This window comes from Methylovulum psychrotolerans, assembly GCF_002209385.1.
Classification (GTDB): Bacteria; Pseudomonadota; Gammaproteobacteria; order Methylococcales; family Methylomonadaceae; genus Methylovulum; species Methylovulum psychrotolerans.
On record NZ_CP022129.1, the window covers coordinates 791983 to 814168 of the forward strand.

General features: G+C 51.1%; 9 protein-coding genes. 8 read left to right on the forward strand and 1 reads right to left on the reverse strand.

Annotated elements, in window-relative coordinates; all coding sequences use genetic code 11:
- Positions 1-44 precede the first annotated feature (44 nt).
- Positions 45-1808: an arsenical pump-driving ATPase gene (arsA, locus tag CEK71_RS03375; protein WP_088618063.1), complete on the forward strand. Its 1764-nt coding sequence runs from the start codon at positions 45-47 to the stop codon at positions 1806-1808.
- A gap of 160 nt (positions 1809-1968) precedes the next feature.
- Here arsA and CEK71_RS03380 read toward each other — a convergent pair whose 3' ends face one another.
- Positions 1969-2469, reverse strand: coding sequence for a hypothetical protein (locus CEK71_RS03380; protein WP_232463754.1), 501 nt, complete (start codon positions 2467-2469; stop codon positions 1969-1971).
- A 419-nt stretch (positions 2470-2888) separates the two neighbouring features.
- On the opposite strand from CEK71_RS03380, the gene CEK71_RS03385 reads away from it, so the two are divergent.
- From CEK71_RS03385 to CEK71_RS03415, 7 genes are all read left to right on the forward strand, one after another.
- Positions 2889-4664, forward strand: a complete 1776-nt coding sequence (locus CEK71_RS03385) for a hypothetical protein (protein ID WP_088618065.1) — start codon at positions 2889-2891, stop codon at positions 4662-4664.
- A gap of 425 nt (positions 4665-5089) precedes the next feature.
- Positions 5090-6640, forward strand: coding sequence for a ShlB/FhaC/HecB family hemolysin secretion/activation protein (locus CEK71_RS03390; protein WP_232463755.1), 1551 nt, complete (start codon positions 5090-5092; stop codon positions 6638-6640).
- Positions 6641-6743: 103 nt separating this feature from the next.
- A complete protein-coding gene (locus CEK71_RS03395; RefSeq protein ID WP_088618067.1) occupies positions 6744-17564 on the forward strand; it encodes a filamentous haemagglutinin family protein in 10821 nt (3606 codons plus the stop codon).
- A 120-nt stretch (positions 17565-17684) separates the two neighbouring features.
- Complete coding sequence (locus tag CEK71_RS03400) at positions 17685-18374, forward strand: TIGR04283 family arsenosugar biosynthesis glycosyltransferase (protein ID WP_088618068.1); 690 nt, start codon at positions 17685-17687, stop codon at positions 18372-18374.
- A complete protein-coding gene (locus CEK71_RS03405; protein WP_088618069.1) occupies positions 18362-19147 on the forward strand; it encodes a sterol desaturase family protein in 786 nt (261 codons plus the stop codon). The genes CEK71_RS03400 and CEK71_RS03405 overlap by 13 nt, the downstream gene beginning before the upstream one ends.
- Before the next feature lie 129 nt (positions 19148-19276).
- The gene (gspE, locus tag CEK71_RS03410; RefSeq protein WP_088618070.1) at positions 19277-20962 is read left to right on the forward strand and encodes a type II secretion system ATPase GspE; all 1686 of its coding nucleotides are present in this window, start codon (positions 19277-19279) and stop codon (positions 20960-20962) included.
- A 1-nt stretch (position 20963) separates the two neighbouring features.
- Positions 20964-22178, forward strand: coding sequence for a type II secretion system F family protein (locus tag CEK71_RS03415; protein ID WP_088618071.1), 1215 nt, complete (start codon positions 20964-20966; stop codon positions 22176-22178).
- Positions 22179-22186 lie beyond the last annotated feature (8 nt).

Sequence of the window (22186 nt, forward strand, 5' to 3'; positions counted from 1 at the left end):
TCTGCCTATGTTTGGGTAGGGCAAGCATCTGCTAGAGGTTTCTCATGTCCGCATTAAGGTTTCTTGACCAAGCGCCGCGTTTTTTGTTTTTTACCGGCAAGGGCGGTGTGGGTAAAACCTCGGTGGCGTGTGCCACGGCCATACAATTAGCCGATGCCGGGCGACAGGTTTTGCTGGTCAGCACTGACCCTGCATCCAATGTCGGCCAAGTCTTCGGCATCACTATCGGTAATCAGATTACCGCCATCCCTGCCGTGCCCCGCTTGGCGGCATTAGAAATTGATCCGCAAGCCGCTGCCCAAGCTTACCGTGACCGTATTGTCGGGCCAGTGCGCGGCCTATTGCCGGAAGCGGTGGTTAAAGGCATTGAGGAACAACTGTCGGGTGCTTGCACGACTGAAATTGCCGCCTTTGACGAGTTCACGGCCTTGTTGACTGATCCGGCTTTAACCAGCAGTTACAATCACATTGTGTTCGATACGGCGCCGACCGGACACACCATCCGCTTGTTGCAATTGCCGGGTGCTTGGACTGGCTTTCTTGAAGAAGGTAAGGGCGACGCTTCTTGTCTTGGCCCTTTGGCGGGCTTGGAAAAGCAACGCGACCAGTATAAGGCGGCGGTTGCCTGTCTTGCTGATGCGGCCCGCACCCGGCTGATTTTAGTGGCCCGCGCCCAGCACTCGGCCTTGCGCGAGGTGGCGCGTACGCATGAAGAATTGGCGGCGATTGGCTTTCAGAACCAATATCTGCTGATTAACGCGCTCTTGCCTGCCAGCGCAATCGGCAATGATTCCTTGGCGTTGGCTATCCATACGCGTGAGCAGGCGGCGCTACAGGGCATCCCGGAGGTGTTGCGGGCTTTGCCGCGTGACGAGGTATTGCTTAAACCCTTCAATTTGGTGGGACTGGAGGCTTTGCGGCAGCTGTTAGTTGACGCGCCTGCGTCAGTGCCGATGGCGGTTGCGCCAGTTATGGCGTTTACGCAGCCTAGCCTTTCTGATCTGGTTGCTGAAATCGCCTTGGGCGGTCACGGCCTTATCATGTTGATGGGCAAAGGCGGGGTAGGTAAGACGACAATAGCGGCGGCAGTGGCAGTTAATTTGGCGCAACGCGGCTTGCCTGTGCATCTGACCACCTCTGACCCTGCTGCGCATTTGGGTGAAACGCTGGATGGGGCGTTAGCCCATCTGACCGTCAGCCGTATCGACCCTCACGCCGAAACGGAACGTTATCGCCAACAGATTTTGGCGACCAAAGGCGCTAAGCTGGATGCGCAAGGCCGCGCTATGCTGGAAGAGGATTTGCGTTCGCCTTGTACCGAAGAAATCGCCGTGTTTCAGGCGTTTTCGCGGATTATCCGCGCGGCAGGTAAGCAGTTTGTCGTGATGGATACCGCCCCAACTGGGCATACTTTGTTGCTGCTTGACGCAACAGGCGCTTATCATCGGGAAGTCGCCCGGCAGATGGACGGCAGTGTGCCGTTTTCAACGCCGATGATGCAACTACAAGACCCTCAGCAAACCAAGGTGCTGATCGTCACATTGGCCGAAACGACCCCTGTGCTGGAAGCGGCTAATCTGCAAAACGACTTGCGCCGTGCCGGTATTGAGCCTTGGGCGTGGGTGATCAATAACAGTATCGCTGCCACGACCGTGGCATCGCCGTTATTGCGTCAACGTGCTATGAATGAAGTGCGCGAAATCGACGCGGTTGCGCATCAACATGCCCATCGCTATGCCGTGGTACCGTTATTATCTGAAGAGCCTGTGGGAGTTGATCGGCTGTTGGCGTTGGCGGGTAGGCATTAAGGAACGTGCATAAAATTAAGTGGGCGCTCCATTGCGCCTCAGTGTGTTAAACCCCGCCGCTCAGTTCCTGAGCGAAGCCGAAAGCCCTCTTCACAGGGGCGTGAGCTTATGCCTTTCCTGTCGTACAGGCGAAAATTCACTGTGAAGCGTTGGCAGGCCATTAGGTATCAAGCTTTGGGGCTTTTTTGCGCGGCACGATAAAATCGTCGAATACCGTCTTTTTTTCCACAGCCAGCAAATGGTATTTGTCGGTCAGGTAGTCTTTTAGCCAAGTCTCCACATCGCCTTGGTTCCTTGGGTTTTCATCCAGTTTCAGCAGGCGCTGTCTTAGCAAGTGTTGCGGCATCAGCAGCAGTTCAATATCACACATCGCCACATATTTGTCCGGGTTGATGTTGTTACCATTAATGATCTTTTCTAGCTGATGTCTTTTTAAGCCGAGGGTGTGGTTAATTTCCGCGCGGATTTCCAGCATGGCGGGCAATAAATCGCTGCCCGTGTAAGTATCGTCAAACAGGCAACTGAACCGGTTGAGCAGATAGTTAATGGCGAAACGGTAAATATCAGATTCCCTGACAAACAGGCGTGCGGCGATCGCCTGCACGGCGGCCCTATCACTATCGACCAGGCGTAGCGAAATGATTTGTTTTAATTCGTTCAAAAGGCAACTCCCTGGGAGCTGTGGGTGATCAGGGGGATGAGGGTGGTTCATCAATTGCGCATAAGATAAAAGATTAATGTTACAGAAATACTACGAAAGCCAAGATAAGCCACAAACGTCATACAAACGTCATACGTTACATGGAATTTTCATGAAGCTGTAACCATCTTCACGCAGTAAGTATGAAAAAATACCACAAGTTGAGGTAAGGCCATCAGCATTGACCAATCTAGCGGATATGAATAATGGCCAAGCTGGCGGTGTGTCATTGCTTAAACATGGAAGGCTAGTTTGCCGTTTATTAAGGGTTTGATGAATAGCCCTTAGCAGAAGGAATTGAGCCTGATGTGTTGAAGATGCCCACTGTACCCATAGACTGTAAGTGCGGTTTTTTTATATTTATAAATAACGAGGATAACATGAAAAAAATCTTATTAGGAGCGGCAATCTCTGCGGCTTTGTTTGGCGGCGCTGCCCAAGCGGCCATTACCTTCAATGCCAACAACTTGCCTGATGCGGCAACTTTGGCTGATACCACTACCGTTTATCTGTCAGGTTCTTCTGCTCAATCAGATTTGATTGAAAGAGGCTTGACTGTCGGCACTAACGAGGGCGTTTGTAGAGCGGGTACTGTCCATAAATTCCAAGAGTCAACTGGCAACCAATTGGCTTATATCTGCGAATTGAACACTGCCGCTAACGGCAGCTTGACACCTGACACCAGCATCCCTGCTTCTATCACTACGTCAAACCTGTTGGTTTACAAACGTAACGCGGGCGGTTCAGGCAAAGGCGTTGTGCCAATCGTCGCACCTGCACAAATTGAATTCTTGAATCTGACGACTAACCCAAGCGTTTGTACTTCTGCATCTTCTTCTGTATTCGCCAGCGTCAAAACTTGCGCATACAATGTCAGCACTAACGCTGAATTCCACGTCCCTACTTTCGGTATCTCTGACGTTAACCCACAAATTTTCACCGTTGTCAGTGAAAATGCACCTGTAGGTACGCTTCCAGCTACGCCGCCAAACCCAACACCAACCACTTACCAAATCGTCCCAGGCCCTGCGGTGACTTTCGGTGTTGTTGCTACGACTAAACTGCGTAATGCCTTACAAGAAGCCCAATTCCCTGCAAGCAGCGTTTGTAACCCAACTAACGCCGGTTATACCGATTTGTCAGGCACTCAAGTTGATACTGCCGATTCAGAAGCCTGTATGCCTAACCTGAATAAAGGCACTATCTCTGCTTTGTTTGCCGCCTACCCAACACCAGTCGCGCCATTAGCCGCCAACATCAGCGCCCCTGCTTTAGGTGCCGGCAAAATCAACCAATGGACCCAGTTTAAAGTCGGCGCTTCTGATTTGTACACCCAAGTCAGTGCTGCCAACAAACCAGGTTCAGCTAAAGTCCATATCTGTAGCCGTACTGTCGGTTCAGGCACCAAAGCCCAATTCGGCGTCAAATTCTTAGACAACGTCTGTGGCACCAACGGCAGCAAAGTTGTCCAACATGCTGACCATTCTGCCATTGGCGAATCTGGCCAAACAGGCTATAAAGCCGGCCCTATCGCCAACGTAGAAAAACTGTTGCGTCCTATGGTTCATGCCATGGCCAGCGGCGGCGATTTGGCTGAATGTTTGAATGAATTGGATGCAGGCTCAGCCAACACGGCGGGTAACTTTGCCCCAGGCACAGCTTATGGTGCCGCTGGCGCGACCGCAGTACGTTGGGCAGTTGGTTTCCAATCATTGGACAAAAACGCCAACTTGGCTAACGCTTACCGTTTCGTGAAAATCGACGGTGTAGCGCCGACTTTGGCTAACGTCGCTAACGGCTCATACCCTGATTGGGTTGAAGGTACTTTCCAATACAACACGACTGTATTGACTGATGCCGCGCTGAAAGCAATGGTTTTGGAATTGGTTAGTTCATTCACTACCCCTTCTGTAATCAGCTATGTCAACACCAACACAGGCACTCATACTTTCGGTGCTTCCGGCATTATGGCAATTCCTAACAGCACGCATCCTGCTGCTGCAACCGGCAAAGTTAACTTGGCAGCCCCTGTTAACCCATTAAGCCATGCCATTTTCCCAGGCACCAGCGGCAGTGCCACTAACGATTGCCGTACGCCAATCATCTACTCTAACAACCCTGCAAACAACACCCAGGGCTTGCAAATTGTTCAATAATTGTTAATGCGCAAGGCATTAATGGCTTGAACAGCGGCATCTTGCCGTAAAAACAAAGCCAACCGTTTTCGGACGGTTGGCTTTTTTGCATTTTTGGGGGACTGTATTTTCTTGGTTGCTTAAAAATAATCTTCCTAACCGCGCTTACCCCTTTGCCCAAGAAAGTCATTTTAGATGCTCACTAAGGCCATAGAGGCGGCGCGTTGTCATTAAAAATTAATATAAACATCCTAGAATAGGCGCAAAAACTTGTCGCTATCTATTTAAGCCTTTCTCTAGTGAATAAACTATTGATTATCATAACCGACATTAGCCTGTCGCAAACTAGATCCATTCAGACCAAATAAATACACATGCCTTTATATGATCTTAAGCGGGGGCTGCTGGTTAACTCAGTGGCGTTCAGCATTTTTTTTGGGGGTTGTTTGTCTGTTGCAACGGTAACCGTAAGCGCCGAAGAACAAACAAAAGAACAGGAAAACCGTTTCGATTTATTCGAACTGCGCGTGAAAGGCAATACCTTGCTGGAACGCACCCAACTTGAACGCACGGTATATCCTTTCTTAGGCCCGCAAAAAACCATAGCAACGGTCGAAAAAGCCCGGGAAGCGTTAGAAAAAATTTATCACGACCAAGGCTATCAGACGGTGGGCGTGGATATTCCTGAGCAGGATGTCCAAAATGGCGTGGTGTATCTGCAAGTGGTCGAAGGTAAGGTGTCGCGTCTGCGGGTGAAAGATTCGCGCTATTTCTCTTTAGGCAGCATTAAAGCGGCGGTGCCGGAGCTGGCCGAAGGCCATATACCGAACATGCCTAAAATGCAGGAGCAGCTTGCCGCTTTGGATAAGCTGAGCAATGACCGGAAAATCACGCCTATTTTGCGTCCGGGCGATACGCCGGGAACTTTGGATGTGGATTTAAAGGTGAAGGACGATTTGCCTTTGCATGGCAGTGTCGCGCTGAATGGCCGTAATACCTCATCAACCAGCCTATTGCGCTTGGTCTCTACCGTGCATTACGACAATTTATGGCAGAAATATCATAGCGCGTCATTGACCTATCAGGTGTCGCCGGAAGAAAGCGATGAAGTGGATGTGGTGGTCGGGACGTATTCGTTACCATTGTTTGATAATGCCGCTAAATTGGCGTTGTACGGGGTCAGTTCGTCATCTAATGCACAGATAGCCAGCGGCGGGGCTTTGGCGGTGATCGGTAACGGGCAGATTTTTGGGGCGCGGTTAATCAAGCCCTTGCCGACCATAAAAAACTATTCCCAATCCATGCTCGTCGGAGTCGATTATAAAAGCTTTAAGGAAGACCTTCAGTTAATCGGTGCCGATACCATCAGAACCCCCATCAGTTATTTACCGTTCACCTTACAATATAACGGCTCCGTAAAAAATGAAAAATCCTTGGTGTCCTTTAACTTAGGGGCTAACTTTTCGGTGCGGGGCTTGGGCAACAGCCAGGCGGAATTTGAAAACAAGCGCTTATATGCCCAAGCCAATTATCTGGATTTGATCGGAGGCTTAAGCTTTACCCAGCAATTGCCGTTAGGGATGGAATTTTTTAGCCGCCTCTCCGGGCAGCTTGCCGATTCGCCGTTGATCAGTAACGAACAGTTCTCTATGGGCGGTATGCAGTCGATACGCGGTTATTATGAGACCCAAGCCTTAATGGACAGTGGGATTGTCGGCTCAATGGAATGGCGGTCGCCACGCTTGGTTTCGGCTAAATTGGATTACATCAACAAATTACAAGCTTTGGTGTTTCTGGATGGGGGTAAGGGCTGGTCGCAACGGGTACTGGCGGGCAATGCTTCGACCAATGAATTGGCCAGTACCGGGATCGGTACGCGCATCCAAATGTTCAAGCATTTTATCGGTGTCCTCGACATAGGTTTCCCTTTAATAGACCTTAAGCCGGTCTATATGGGTGACCCTAAAGTACATTTTAATATCGCAACAGAATTTTAAAAGTTGGCTATGTTTGGCGTTAGATTTATTCCGTCAGGCTCTTAGGCAACTTACAGCCTATCGATAACGGTAGGCCTACTATTATGGCAAGCAGGCGTTAACCATGGCTAAAAAACTCAAAGTGGCTCCAGAAAACTCAATACCTTCCTTTAAATTAAGGCCGTTGCCTGCCTGTATCCGCATGGCGGTGGCGAGCGGGATGTTGATGGGGGCGGTAACGCCTGCCCAGGCGGAGTTGCCGATACCTGCCGAAGTTTTGAATTCAATGGGAGCTTCAAGCCTTCATTATAATGACAACGGCAACACGATGGTGATTGACCAGTCATCGCAAAACGCCATCTATAACTGGAAAGAGTATAACGTCGGCGAGCATAATAAGGTCGAATACGACCAACCTAACAGCAGTTCGGTCGCCCTGAACCGGATTTTCCAAGGCACTCCCAGCCAAATCCTTGGTGAGATAAGCTCTAACGGCCAAGTGTATCTGTATAACCAAAACGGTTTCGTGTTTGGTAAAGATTCGGTCGTTAACGTCAATACACTGGTTGCGTCGTCACTGGCAATCTCGGATGAGGTGTTGACGGCGGGGTTAACCAAGCAAAATACCAGCAGCTTAGACAAGCCTGCCTTAGGCGGTTCAGACACGCTGGCCGGTTCGGCGATTGTTGTTGAGAAAGGCGCGAAGATCACCGCTACAGGCGATACCAATAATGATGGCTTAGTGGTTATGGCGGCCCCTACCGTCACTAATAAGGGTTCCATCGCCACCAATGAATTCGGCCAAGTGATTATGGTGGCCAGCCAGGATAGGGTGTATTTACAGCCTTCGCAAAGTAGCCAGTTTAAAGGCCTGTTAGTTGAAGTCCAAACGGGCGGTAAGGTGTCAAATGTTGGCGATATCGTAGCCCACCAAGGCAACATCACCTTAGAGGGCTTTGCGGTCAATCAGGGCGGTACGCTGACGGCCACCACATCGGTGAACGTCAATGGCTCTATCCGCTTGTTGGCGCAAGAAAATGCCGCGATAGGTTCGACTAAGATTTACGCCACTTCAACGACCCGTGCAGCAGATAATGGCGACGGTTTGGGTACGCAGTCTTCGGTTACGTTTGATTCGGGTAGTGTCACGCAAATTGTTGCCGATACCGCATCGACGGATACGGCGATTGACGGTAAGGTTCAGGCGCAATCCTATATGGAAGTGGTGGGCAATCAGATCCACATGAAGGCCAATTCGGAGATTGTCGCGCCTTATGCGCAAATCAATATGCTGGCCACCAATAATGTGGCGAATGATGTTGACAGCACTAAGGCGGATTTTACTATTGTCCACAATGTCGCCCCTACGGATAATCCGAATAAGTCCCGTATTTTGGTGGACACCAATGCCACCATTGATGTATCGGGTATCCAGCATGTGCAAGTAGCGATGGAGCGGAATGTCGGGCAGGTATCGGTACAGACCTTCGATTTGCGTGATTCACCTTTTCAAAAAGGCGGGGTGTTGCAAGGTCAGACGGTTTTGGTGGATGTCCGTGATAAGACCCCGATTGTTGATACCAGCGGCGCCGTCAACGGTATTGGGCGGACAGTCCAAGAGCGTATGACCCAGGGCGGTACGGTGAATTTAACCTCTAATGGCGATGTGGTCTTAAATACCGGGTCGGTGGTCAATATTGCCGGGGGCTCGGTCGATTATCAGAGCGGTTACATCAATACGACTAAATTAGTCACCGATTATGGTGCGATTGTTGATATTAGCAATGCCGACCCTAACCAACATTATATATCGATTTTTGGCGTGGTCACCGAAGCCCATAGCAAATGGGGTGTGACCACTAACTGGACGAATTCGCCGATATTTGGCCAAGGTCAGTACGAAGCAGGCTATACCGAAGGTAAATCGGCAGGGTCGTTGAATATTGAAACGCCGCTCTTGTCTTGGAATGCCGATTTGGTGGCCGGTTCTACAGCAGGCCGTTATCAGCGGGATTTGACCGACACGCCGTTTGGTGGCGCATTTATCATTAATACCGATGATACCGCAGCAGGGCGGGTTTCTGCCCAAGACGTGGTCTTTCAAAAAGACGCGTCCAGCGCGGCTTTAAGTATGGCGGATGCGTTCCCTACCGATGCTGACGGCAAGGCAACCGCACTGACCTTGTCGGACGCTTTATTGAACGCTTCCGGTGTAGAAAAAGTGTTGGTAAAAACGTCGGGCAATATAAAAATTGCCGCTAATGCTGAGATTGGCAGGCAAGGGGCGGACATTTCTTTAAAAGGCGGCAGTATTGATGTCTATGGCAGCATCCATGCCGCAGGCGGTAGTATTGTCATGGCCACCGATGCGGTGAATAACACATCGGGTAAGACAGCTGAGCTGACTGTGGCTGGTTCGGCGAAATTGAATGTGTCGGGGTTATGGATTGATGATTACCGCACTTGGTTTGATAATTCTTCGGCATTGTCAGATGGGCCGTTCCAGCCGCTTTACATTGATGCGGGCAAGGTGAGCTTAACGGCCAGCGGCGGCGATTTGACGGTGGCGGCAGGTTCGGAGATCAGGGCTGACGGTGGGGCGTTGTTGTCGGTAGACAACGTGGTGACCGGCGGTAAGGGCGGGGCAATTAGCCTTGCGGCGTTGCCGGACATTAACGGCAAGGCTTCCGCCGTGCATCTGTACGGCCACTTATCGGCTTGGGGTTTGGAAGAAGGCGGTAGCTTGAACTTAAGCTCCGGCAAAATTGTTATCGGTACGGTCGATACCAATGATATAAACAATGGGGGTAATGCCCCGCTCATCTTAACAACAGACTATGTTAATGGCTTGTTGCAACATTCCGGCTTTAGTGACCTTACGTTAACCAGCAATAGCGACAGTTTGACGCTGAGCGGCGGCAGTTCATTAAAATTTCAGGGTGCAGATTATGCCCAAGTCCTTTTGGTGGCGAAAAACCGGGTGGTCAATGATCTGACCTTCCATCCGGCGAGCAGGGATTTTATCACCGCGCTGACGCATTTGGAAACGCTGCCGGAGCAGCTACGCAATCCGGTTAATTTGAGCCTAAAAGCATTGTCGGGTATTGCTATTGAAAAAGGTAGCGAAATCATTGGCGATACGGGGGCCGCGATCAGTTTGGCCACCACCACTAAGGGCATTTATGTGGACGGCACGATTGCCGCCCCGGCGGGTTCTATCAATTTGACCTTGGCGGCCGATACGCAGTTGACCGTCTATGATGCCAGCCAAGCCATTTGGTTGGGTAGCGAGGCGCAGTTGTTGGCAAAAGGCGCCACTAGGCTGAATCCTGTGAATGGTTTGAATGTCCATTCAGGTGAGGTGTTGGATGGCGGAACAGTCACGCTGACGGCCAATGAAGGCTATGTCATCCAAGAAAAAGGCGCTTTGATTGATGTGTCCGGCACTCAGGCGGTATTGGATGTGCCGAAAATTGATCAGGTGACATCGGCGACAATTTATGAGCCGACCACTATCGCTTCCAATGCCGGGGCGATTAAGATTTCTGCTGGTGAAGGCATTGATTTGGAAGGGGTTATCCAAGGGAATGCGGGGTCTTCCAGCACTAAAGCCGGACGCTTAGATGTGACCATAGACTCTTCTTTGCGGTCAATTGACACGTCCGGTTCCGGGGTGTCGCTGGTATTCCCCCAAAACGAGAAAATTATCCAGATCACCCAACATACCGGATCGGTACTGGGTGATTTGAAATATGGCGACAAGCTGGACAGTTATGACCCTAACAGCCCCGCTTTAGATAAAAGCAGCTTGAACGGTAAGGCGCGGATCAGTAGCGATTTGATTGAAAATGGCGGCTTTTCTGATGTGCGCCTCAAAAGCAATGCCTCAGTAGTCGTGGATGGGGCGGCGGCGATCCGCAGCGATATCCGTTTTGTCGGCGCGGTGAACCTGACGGCTAAAGACCGTCTGGAATTGACTAGCCAAAAAGTAAGTTGGGAAGCGGCATACACGACCCAAGGCATTAGCGAAGGCTCGGAAGGCAATGCCGTCAATTTGAACAGCGCGTATTTTAAGGCGGGCTGGGATACTTGGCTATCCAAACCTGATACCAGCGCATTGACGGTAGGGGACGGGAAATTATCCGTCCATTCGCAGTGGACGGATCTGGTAGGTTATCTGAGCATGGACGGCTTGGCGCAAGTGAACCTGAACAGCCGGCACGAGTTGCGGACGACGGGTAATTTTGATTCAGACCCTGCTAGCGCGACCAAATACGAATATATCGGCTTTCTACGGACGGCCGCAAATTTAAATTTGACCGCCAGCCAAATTTATCCGAGCACCTTAACCAAGTATACCTTTTCGGTAGACTCTACCCTTAATCCTGAGGGTGCCATCAGAATTTCAGGGAATGCCTATAAGGATGCCACACCGTTATCTGCGAACGGCGAATTAAGTTTTGAAGCTGCTAATATCCATCAGAACGGTATCTTAAGGGCGCCGTTTGGCAGCATCAACTTAACCGCCGGCACCACATTGGGTTTAGGGCCTAAGAGTATCACATCCGTATCGGCGGACGGCAAAACCATTCCGTTTGGCAATACCTTGGGTGGCCTATACTGGACATATATACTGAACAATAACCAGAACGTCGTGTATGACGATGCTTCGCAAGGTTATTTGTCTATCCAAAGCAAAAAAATCAATTTAAGTTCGCCTGATGTGGCTCTTGCCAAAGGCAGTACCGTTGATATTGCGGGCGGCGGTGATTTGTACGCTTATGAATTTATCAAAGGCGCGGGCGGCAGCGCCGATTATCTGTTGCCGGGCAGTGATGCTTATCAGGGTGGCTTTGCGATTGTGCCTTCCCAAGGAAAAGCCTCTTTAAGTCCCGTTGACCCACACGAACAAACCTTACTGGGAGTTTTGAGCGAACAGGAGCAAGAACGCTATACGGCGGGTAGCCAAATTTATTTAAGCGGGGCCGAAGGGTTGCCGGCAGGTACTTATACCATTATGCCTGCCCATTATGCCTTATTGCCGGGGGCTTATTTAGTCACGCCGCAAGCTAATAGCCAAGATTTGTCGGTGTCGACCCATAATACTGCCGGGCAAGAGATTATCGCAGGTTATTACACCAATAGCGTTACCGGTACCCACGATTCGCGCACCAGCGGATTTTTGATCGAATCAGGCGCTGATGTCCGCAAGCATTCGCAATATACCGAATCCTCCGCCAATAGCTTCTTTACGGCGTTAGCCGCGACCAATGGCACCAGCGTGCCGTTAATCCCTAAAGATAGCGGCCAAGTCGCCATTGATGTGGCTAACCAGTTGTTGATCGAAGGTTCGATTAATTCGGCGGCGGCAAGCGACAAAAATGGCGTAGGGCGTGGGGGTAAACTGGATATTACCAGTGCCAATGGTATTACGGTGGTTGCCGATTCTGGCAGTTCGGCATCGGGGGTACGGATTAAAGCCAGTGATTTGAATAACCTCAATCTTGACAGCTTGTTATTGGGCGGAATCCGTAGCAGGGATAATGCGACTGGCGAAACCGATTTGCTGGTGACAACACGCAAGGTCGATATTGCCGGCGGTGTGGATCTGACGGTTAAAGATTTGGTGTTGGCGGCTACCGATAAGGTGGTGGTCGAAAGCGGTGCGGTTTTAAAGGCTGGGCAAGCCGTGAATACCGGCGATACAGTTTATAAGGTAACTGGCTTATCTCAAGCTCCTGACCCTAAGCATCCTGGTCAGACGGTTGATGTTGCGGGATACGGGGCGTTGTTGCGCGTATCCAGCGACAAACAAGTCAGTCTGAGTGCAGATTCGGTGTTAAATACCAGCAGCACGGCCTCAGGTGATTTGGTCATTAAAAGCGGCGCGACCATTACCGGCATAACGGATGGCAATTCGACTTCTTTGGCCTCGGTGTTGTTGGACTCCAGTAAAGCCACCCATTTGTCTTCTGCAGCCAATATTTTGATGCACGGCGGTTCATTAAGCTTGAATGCCAATACCATTAATATCGGTGAGGTCGGTAAGGGGGCGGTCGCCAACGCCTTGAGCCTGAATAATTTGCAGTTGACTAATTTGGTCGTCGATGAATTGTTGCTCAATAGCCGCCACACCATCAATTTTTATGGTGATGTCGGCCAAACCGACAGTACCGGGCAATTGCTGAAAAATGCTGACGGTTCTTTAGTGGCATTAAAATTTGGTGCGTTAACCGTTAATGCGGCCGGTTTGGCTGGCTTTGGCGGTAAGGATAATACCGTTAAATTGCAAGCGGATACCCTAGCCGTCGGTAATTCTACCGGGGCTAAATCCAGCCTCGGTGCGGGTAGCGGTAAGCTGGAGCTGTTAACAGATGACTACACGCAAGCGGCGGGTGCGTTTGCTATGCGGGGCTTTAACAGCGTTACCATCACGCCGTTAAACGGCACTAAGAACGCCAGTCAATTCCATATTGACGGTACTGGCAGCCTGACAGTGGCGGGTGATTTGCATGTCACCAGCGATTATCTGACGGCAACAGGCGGGGCGGATTTGACCATTAATGCCCTAGGCCATGCGGTCAGTTTTGCTAATGCCGGACAAACCGACACATCTATGGCGAGTGGTTTTGGCGCTACGCTGAACATAGCCGCCAATAGCGTGGACTTTAACACAAATGCCTTATTGTATTCAGGTAAGCTGGCCTTACAGGCGAAAACGGGCGATGTGACGATTGGTGAGCAAGCCGATATTCATTTGGAAGGCAAGGCGGTGCAGTTTGCCGATGTCATTAAGTATACGCCGGGCGGTATCTTTAGTGCGGTAGCGGGTACGGGTAAGATTACCTTAAGTGCCGGGTCTAACGTCAATATGGATACGGGCGGCGGCGGGGCGGCAGGCGGCCAGCTGATTCTGAAAGCCCCTACGCAAACCATCGATTTGCTAGGCACGCTCAGCGCCAATTCGGGCAGTACCATTATCGAACTGGCGAAGTTTGATGCGGCGGCGAATTTTGACCAATGGACGGCTAAATTAAACGATATCGGCATTTCGGGGTCGGTGTATTTCCGTAGCACTGAAGACGCGCTTGTCCAGCAGGCGGGTAATACCCTGACTGCCGCTTCCGTCACCTTGGTGTCCGACCAAAAGGGCATTGATTTGGCGGGTACGGTTAATACCGCCAACGCCAATGGCGGCGGAGCCATTGCCTTGTATGCGGGCGATAAGGTCACTTTGGAAAGCACGGCTGTCCTGAACACTAAAGGTGCGACAGGCGGTGATGTGTTGCTGTCTTCGGTGGACTCGGATAAAGATGGTGTCAGCGGCATCAGCATCAAATCAGGTGCGGCCATTGATGTCAGCGGCAGTACGGCGGCACAAGGTGGCGATGTCACTTTACGCGCCTTACGCGACACAGGCAGCATCATCAAGATTGATCCGGTCGCCGCCAATACCGTTCAGGGGGCTAAGCATTTTTATGCCGAGGGTGTCCAACAGTATACTAATGCCGATATAGCCAACGGGGTGATTGACAGCACGGTGATAGCGGCCATTCAGGCAGACACTTCCGCCTATATGAGCGCCACGAATATGGCGCAAGTCGCTAATCTCATTCATGGCGCGACCTTACGGCCAGGTGTGGAAATTGATTATGACGGCGCTTTGACGGTACAAGATACTTGGGATTTTGCCACTTGGCGGTACGGCAATGATGTCGCGGGCAATTTGGTGATTAACGCTTCGGGTAAGCTGACCGTTGCCAACTCAATTACTGACGGGTATGTGCAGCAATTCAGTAATGTTTTATTCGATTCTTTTGACGTTTTACAGGCGGGTAACTCTTGGTCTTATCAATTGGCAGCAGGTGCGGATCTGGGCAGTGCGGATAATTTCGCGACCATTAATAACGCTGCACACAGCTTGGATATAGCGGGCCATAAAGATCATCCCGTGACGATACGCACAGGGGTCGGTGACATTAAGTTGGCGGCAGGCGGCGATATTATTTTTGAGAACAAATATGGCAATTCCACCGTCTATACAGGGGGTACGCTTTCCGATACCAACCCTTATGGTTCTTTAGATAATGGTTCGCCAGACGCTAGCCTTTTGAGTAACCCAGCTTACGCTAATTTGGCGGCGGCGGACTACGGGGTCAATGGCGGCGATATTGTGATGGCGACAGAGAATAATATCGTTAATCAGCTAGACCTCTCCAAGCCTAACAATCAGCAGTTCCTTACTAATTGGTTGGTGAGGGTGGGCGATTGGGGCAGTGTTGCCTCCACTAAAATTGCGACCGCTTGGGGCGTTAATGTCAATAATTTCCACCAAAATGTCGGCTCGTTTGGTGGCGGTAACGTGACGATCAACGCGGGTAAAAACATTAGCGACTTATCGGTTATGATGCCTTCTACGGGTAAGCAGGTCGGGAAAATAACGGGGTTTGCCGATGATGGTGTCACCCCGGTTTTTGCCAATAATGCGGTCGAGATAGGGGGCGGTGGCCAAATGGCCATCCATGCGGGCGGTAATGTTGCCGGCGGTGCTTATCTGCTCGGCAAAGGTATCGGCAGCATTTCTGCCGACGGTGAAATTACTGGCGGCAAACAGTTTGTTAATGGCCCGCAGTTGGTGATGGGTGACAGCACTTTGGCTTTAGAGGCCAAACGGGGCATTAGCGTCACTGCCGTATCGGATCAAATGAGCATTTCCCCCGATACACAGTTTTATACTTATACCGATACCAGCAGTTTGACTGCCAACGCCTTATCGGGCGATGTGTATTTGGGCGCGGATACCTCCATCATAGCAAATTATCTTAATTTGACGACGGTTGTACAAAATACCAGTGCCGTTTATCCGGTCAACTTGGCGAGCACGGCCTTTGGCGGCAGCATTAAGCTGGATACCGTCAAATTATTCCCTGCCAGCAGTTCTACGGTCAGTTTATTGGCGCAACAGAACATCATGTCGAATAAATCTAAACTGACGGACGGCCTTGTTATGTTGGACATTGATAAGTCCAAGCTGCCTAGCGCCTTATTGCCGTTTCTTTTAGCGGATGACTTTAGCGGGCTATTTACCGTCCCTGCGGTACCGGGTTCAACAACTGTCCCTAGCAGTACCGGTTTGTTGCATAAAAATGACCTGCAACCGGCAAGGCTGGTGACTCAGGAAGGGGATATTAAAGATATTCAAGTGGTGCTGTCGAAACAAAGTATTATCCAAGCCGGACGTGATTTAACCAACGTAAAACTGGATATTCAAAATATCAACAGCACCGATTCGACCGTTTTGGCGGCGGGGCGCGATATTGTCCAACCAACGCTGTTAAGTTCGATTGGGGCGCTTAATTTGAGCAATGCGGCAACGACATTTATACGCGTAACAGGGCCTGGTGATGTCTTGGTGAAAACCGGACGCAATTTAGATTTGGGTATCTCCAAAGGTATCATCACTTCGGGTAACGAGCTAAACACGAACCTGTCCGGCACCGGCGCAGATATTACCGTTTTGGCCGGATTAAATGGTCATGACCTGAATTATACGGGCTTTATCAGCAGCTATTTGTCGGCGTATCCTAGTGACAATAATTATGCGTCGGTCAGTACGCTGATCACCAATTATATGCGTCAGCATTTAAACGACAGCACCTTGTCTACAGCGGACGCGCTTAAGCTGTTTAAAAACTTGGACGTGGCCGATTACGCCGCCATCCAAACACAATTGACGGCGTTGATTTTGCCGGTGTACCAAAACCATTCTAATTTGTCTTATCAAGGGGTCAGCAATGCCGATGTGATTGCGGCGCTGAGCGATAGCGCGTCCAGTAAGTACAATGCGATGGTCGATAAATATTTGCAACATTTTGCCGTCGCCGAACAATTTAACTCGGCGACTGCGACCATTACTGCGTTCATGCAGGAGCGCACGGGCAACACCGAACTGACCGCCGCGCAAGCGTTGACCTTGTTTAAGGATTTGGGCAGTAATGATTATGTGACGATCCAGCAAAAGCTCAATAACGCCTTGTTGCCGGTTTACTATAATGAGATCAATGAGGCAGGTTCGGCTTCGGCGGTGGATAAGACTTTGGGTAACGACCGGGCTTATACGGCGATTAACACCTTATTCCCTGGCAGCGAACTAAAAACTGCCGATGCCGCCTATCCTTGGAAAGGCGATGTCAATATGGCGTTCAGTACCATCCAGACGGATGAGGGCGGTGATGTTAACCTGCTAGTACCTGGCGGCAAGACCACGGTCGGTCTGTCGTTTGCGTTCCCTGGCTTAGAAGGCAAGGCCTCCAGCGATTTGGGTATCATTGCCCAACAGGCCGGGGACATTAACGTCTTTACCCGTGGCGATTTTGCGGTCAATTTATCGCGGGTATTTGCGCAATCGGGCGGCAATGTCGGTATCTGGTCTACGGAAGGCAATATTGATGCCGGACGGGGTGCCAAAACCGCGCTGACCATACCTGAAACCAATGTCAGCTACTCGTCCAGCGGTAAGCTGACCGTCGTTAAGCCAGCCGTTTCGGGTAGCGGTATCCGCGCCGCCGCCTCTTTAAAGAGTAAGTCCGGCCAAGGTAACGTCGCCTTATTCGCCCCAGGTGGGGTGGTTAATGCGGGCGAGGCGGGTATCGGCGGTAAAAACGTGACGATTTCGGCGACAGCGGTCTTGGGGGCGAATAATATCCAAGTCGGGCCCGGCGGTACGGGTACGGGTGTGCCGTCGGCTTCGGTGGGCAGTTTGGCGGCCGGTTTGACAGGTGTCAGCAACTCTACCGCCAATGTCAGCCAAATGGCGCAGGCGACGGCTGAGTCTAACGAAAATGATAACGACAAAAAGCGTAAAAACAAGAAGCTGGGTGTGCTGAGCGTTGATTTCATCGGCCACGGCGACGAGTCCAAAAACAAAATCCGTCCGGCTTCATAGGCTATTGTTAGTTGGGTAGCAGGCAAAAGCCGCAAGTGCTTCGGCATATTGCGGCTTTTTGTTGTAGGGTTAAGGGCGTGTTAAAGTGCGCCTATACCAGACGATGAAAACGGCGGCTTTATGTACTTTTCCATTATCATCCCCACTCTTAATGAAGCAGCGGGCATCAGCGCTTGCTTGGCGGCGTTACAGCCGCTGCGGTCTGTGTGCGAGCTGATTGTTGTGGATGGCGGCAGTACCGATGCGACCGCCGCCTTGGCTACCCCGTGGGTAGACCAATGCCTGTGCAGTCCGCCAGGCCGTGCTAAGCAGATGAATTATGGGGCAGCACACGCGGCGGGCGAGGTGTTGGTGTTTCTCCACGCCGACACATTTTTGCCGGATCAGGCCTTGGCAATGATTGCCGAAAGCTTGGGGCAGGGGCGGTGCTGGGGGCGTTTTGACGTGCGTTTAAGCGGCGGGCATTTCCTGCTGAAAATCATCGCCCTTATGATGAATGCCCGGTCGTGCCTGACCGGTATTGCGACGGGCGACCAAGTGATTTTTGTCACCCGCAAGGCCTTTATGGCGGTAGAATGCTACCCTGACATAGCATTAATGGAAGATATTGCCCTGAGTACGGCATTGGGTAAATTAGGCAGGCCTGTGTGCCTGAGGGCTAAAGTGACCAGTTCGGGGCGGCGGTGGTTAGGTTTTGGGGTGCTGCACACCATAGTCTTGATGTGGTGGCTGCGGTGGCGGTTTGCCTGCGGCGACGCGCCTGAGCGTTTGGCTGCTATTTACGCGCGGGGGCGGTTATGGATGCGTTAATGCGTTTGGCGATTGCGGCGGGTATTTTTGGCTTGATGGTGGGCTTGGAAGCTTTGCTGCCGAAACGTCCTGTGCCTGACCGTCTGCGCCGTTGGCCCATCAATTTAGGCTTGGCGGCGCTGAATATGGCGGTGTTGCGGGTGTCGGTAGGTGGTTTGGCATACAGCGCGGCGCTGTATGCGCAAGCGGCGGGGCTGGGGCTGTTGCAGGTTGTGCCGTTGGGGCAGGGCTGGGCAGTGGCTGCTAGCGTATTGTTATTGGATTGCGCCATTTATTGGCAACATGTCGCCAGCCACCGTTACCCGCTGCTGTGGCGTTTGCATCAGGTGCACCATAGCGATTTGCTGGTGGATGCGACGACGGCGGTGCGTTTCCATCCGCTGGAAATTCTGTTGTCAATGTTGTATAAAAGCCTGTGCATTATTCTGATCGGTGCCGAGCCACTGGCGGTGGTGGCGTTTGAAGTGCTGTTAAATGGTGCGGCGACGTTTAACCATAGCAATATCCAGTTACCTGACGGGTTGGAACGGCGTTTGCGTTGGTGGCTGATAACCCCGGATTTGCACCGCATCCACCATTCTGTCCTTATCGCAGAAACCAACAGCAATTATGGCTTTGCTATCCCCTTATGGGATAAGCTGTTTAAGACATATAAAAGCCACTCCCAACAGCCGCAAGCGACAATGCCTATCGGTCTGGCGGCTCACCGCAATCCTCAGGCTTTGGGTTTTCTGCGTTTGTTACAATGGCCGGTCAGGCCGTTACCCGACTAAATGGCGGTACGCTGGGAAACCAAAGCACCGTCGCCGCTGTCTGTTTGTGGCACAAGTACGGCAAACCGTACCGCGCTTGTGGTAAACTTCTGTTATTTTACGCGCCAAATCCATCTGAAAAATTAACTAATGGCTTACGAATCACTGCTGCATACGCTACAAACGAAAGGTAAACTATCGGCATCCGAATTGAAAAAGGTTGAACGGGTCAAGAAAGGTTCAATAGCGGAAAGTTTGCCACAATTATTGGTCAAATTAGGCTTATGTTCCGAGCTGGATGTGGCGGATGCGTTTGTCGAAGCCGGGCATTTTGAAAAAGTCCAACCCGATAACTACCCGTTAGAGCCGCAATTGCCTGCGAGTGTATCGTTACGCTTTCTTAAGCAATACCATATCATTGGCCTGCATCAGGATGACAGTGCGGTGACGGTGGCGATGATGGACCCGGAAGACCCTTTTGTTGTGGGTTCCCTCGGTTTGGCGACGGGTAAGCCGATAATCGCCAAAGTAGGCTTGCTGTCGGAAATTGACACCGCTTTGGAAGTCCAGTATGGCGAAGGCCGTTCGCAAATGGATAAGATTGTCGATGGCCTGACCATGGATGATATTGGCGAAGAAGATTTGGAACATCTGAAGGATTTGGCCAGCGAAGCGCCGGTCATTAAGATGGTCAACCTGATTATGCAGCGGGCGATTGAGACTAAAGCCTCGGATATTCATATTGAGCCGTTTGAGCAAAGCCTGAAAGTCCGGTTACGCGTGGACGGGGTGTTGCAGGAAATTGACGCGCCGCCTGTCAAATCGACGGCGGCGGTGATCTCGCGGATTAAAATTATGGCGAAGCTGAACATCGCCGAACGCCGCCTGCCGCAGGATGGGCGTATTAAGGTGCAAATGCTCGGTAAAGAGTTGGATTTGCGGGTGTCGAGCATTCCGACCATGTACGGCGAAAGTGTGGTGATCCGCTTATTGGATAAGGAAAACACCGTGCTGGATTTTCGTGCCTTGGGCTTTGCCGGGATTCATCTGGAACGCTTTCTCGACGTGTTGGCCTTGCCGCATGGCATTATCCTGATTACCGGCCCTACGGGTAGCGGTAAATCGACCACGATGTATGCCGCCTTAAAGCAACTCAATACCTCAGCGCGGAAAATCATCACCGTCGAAGACCCGGTGGAATATCAGATGGAAGGCATTAACCAAATTCAGGCTAAGCCGCAAATCGGCTTGACCTTCGCGGTGGCCTTGCGTTCGATTGTCCGGCAAGACCCGGACGTGATTATGATCGGGGAAATGCGCGACTTGGAAACCGCGCGTATCGCGGTGCAGTCGGCCTTGACCGGACATTTGGTATTGTCCACCTTGCATACTAATGATGCCGCTGGCGGGGTGACGCGGCTGTTGGATATGGGTTTGGAAGAGTATTTGCTCACCTCTACGGTCAACGGCATTTTGGCGCAACGTCTAGTCAGAAAATTGTGCGGGGCCTGTAAAGTGCCTTATGTTGCCGATACCCAACTCGTCGAAGATTTACGCTTGCGCCGTTTTGCGGCGGAAGGCGAGATTGTCCTGTATAAGCCTGTCGGTTGTCCGGCCTGCAATAATATGGGCTATCGCGGCCGGATGGCGATTATTGAATTTTTACCGATGACCGACCCAGTGCGCAAATTGATTATGGCGCATGAAGAGGCGGGGGCGATCCAAAAACTGGCGGTGGCGGAAGGGATGCAGACCTTGTATGAAAATGGTTTGGATAAAGTGGTGCAGGGTGTGACGACCTTGGAAGAAGTCATGCGCGTGACTTCGGAAGCGTAAAATGCCATTATTCACTTATAAAGCCATTAATGCCTTGGGCGAAACCGAAGAAGGCTTGCGTGACGCGCCAGATGAGGGCAAGTTAATCGCGGCTTTGCAGGCGGAAAACTATATCCCTATTAAAGTGGCGCTGGCCAATTCGGGGTCATTCTTAGGCTTATGGGGCGCTAAGCCCAACAAATTGACGCAAAAGGATATTTTGCTGTTTACGGGCGAATTGGCGACCTTGTTGGAGTCCGGTTTGCCCATAGACAAGTCACTGATTGTGTTGATGGATTTGACCGAAGATAACGAACGCCTAACCAAGCTGATTGCGAAAGTGTTGGAGAAAGTCAAAGGCGGCACGTCTTTGGCGGATGCTTTGGAAATGCAGGCGGGTATTTTTACCAAGTTTTATTTAAACATGATCCGCGCGGGCGAAGCGGGCGGCGGTTTGGGCGAAGTGCTTAACCGCTTGGGGGAGTATCTGGAAAGCTCGCAAGAATTAAAGGACACGGTCAGTACCGCTTTGATTTACCCGACCATTCTGTTGGTGATGTCGTTGGCTTCGGTGTTCATTATGCTGACCTTTGTCGTGCCGCAATTCACCGAAATGTTCGAAAGCGCGGGCAAGGATTTGCCCATTTCGACGCAAATTGTTGTGGGGATGGCGGAATGGCTAAAAAGTTATTGGTGGGCGTTGTTTGGGGCGTTTTTTGGCGTGTCCAGTTATATGAAATTCCAACTGGCCGACCCTGTCCGTAAAAAAGTCTGGGACGGGCGGTTTTTAAGGTTGCCGCTGTTCGGCTCGGTGCTGATGAACAAAGAAACCGCCAATATCACCCGCACCTTGGGAACTTTACTGGGTAACGGGGTTTCCATCATTGCGGCAATGGTGATTGTTAGGGAAACCGTCGATAATCTGGTGATTGCCGAAGCCATCGGTGACACCGAAGAGCAACTCAAACAAGGCCGGCATTTATCGGAGGCCTTGCAGGAAAAAGCTTTGTTTCCGAAAATGGCGATGCAGATGATTAAAATGGGCGAAGAAACGGGGCGTTTGGAAGAGATGCTGTTACGCGTGGCAACCATTTACGACAAACAGCTTCGGGTCGCCATCCAACGGATGCTGGCTTTTTTGGAGCCGGCCCTGATTATCACCTTAGGCCTGATGATAGCAGGCATTATCGTCTCTATCCTGCTGGCGATCCTGAGCGTCAATGATTTGGCGTTTTGACCTAGACT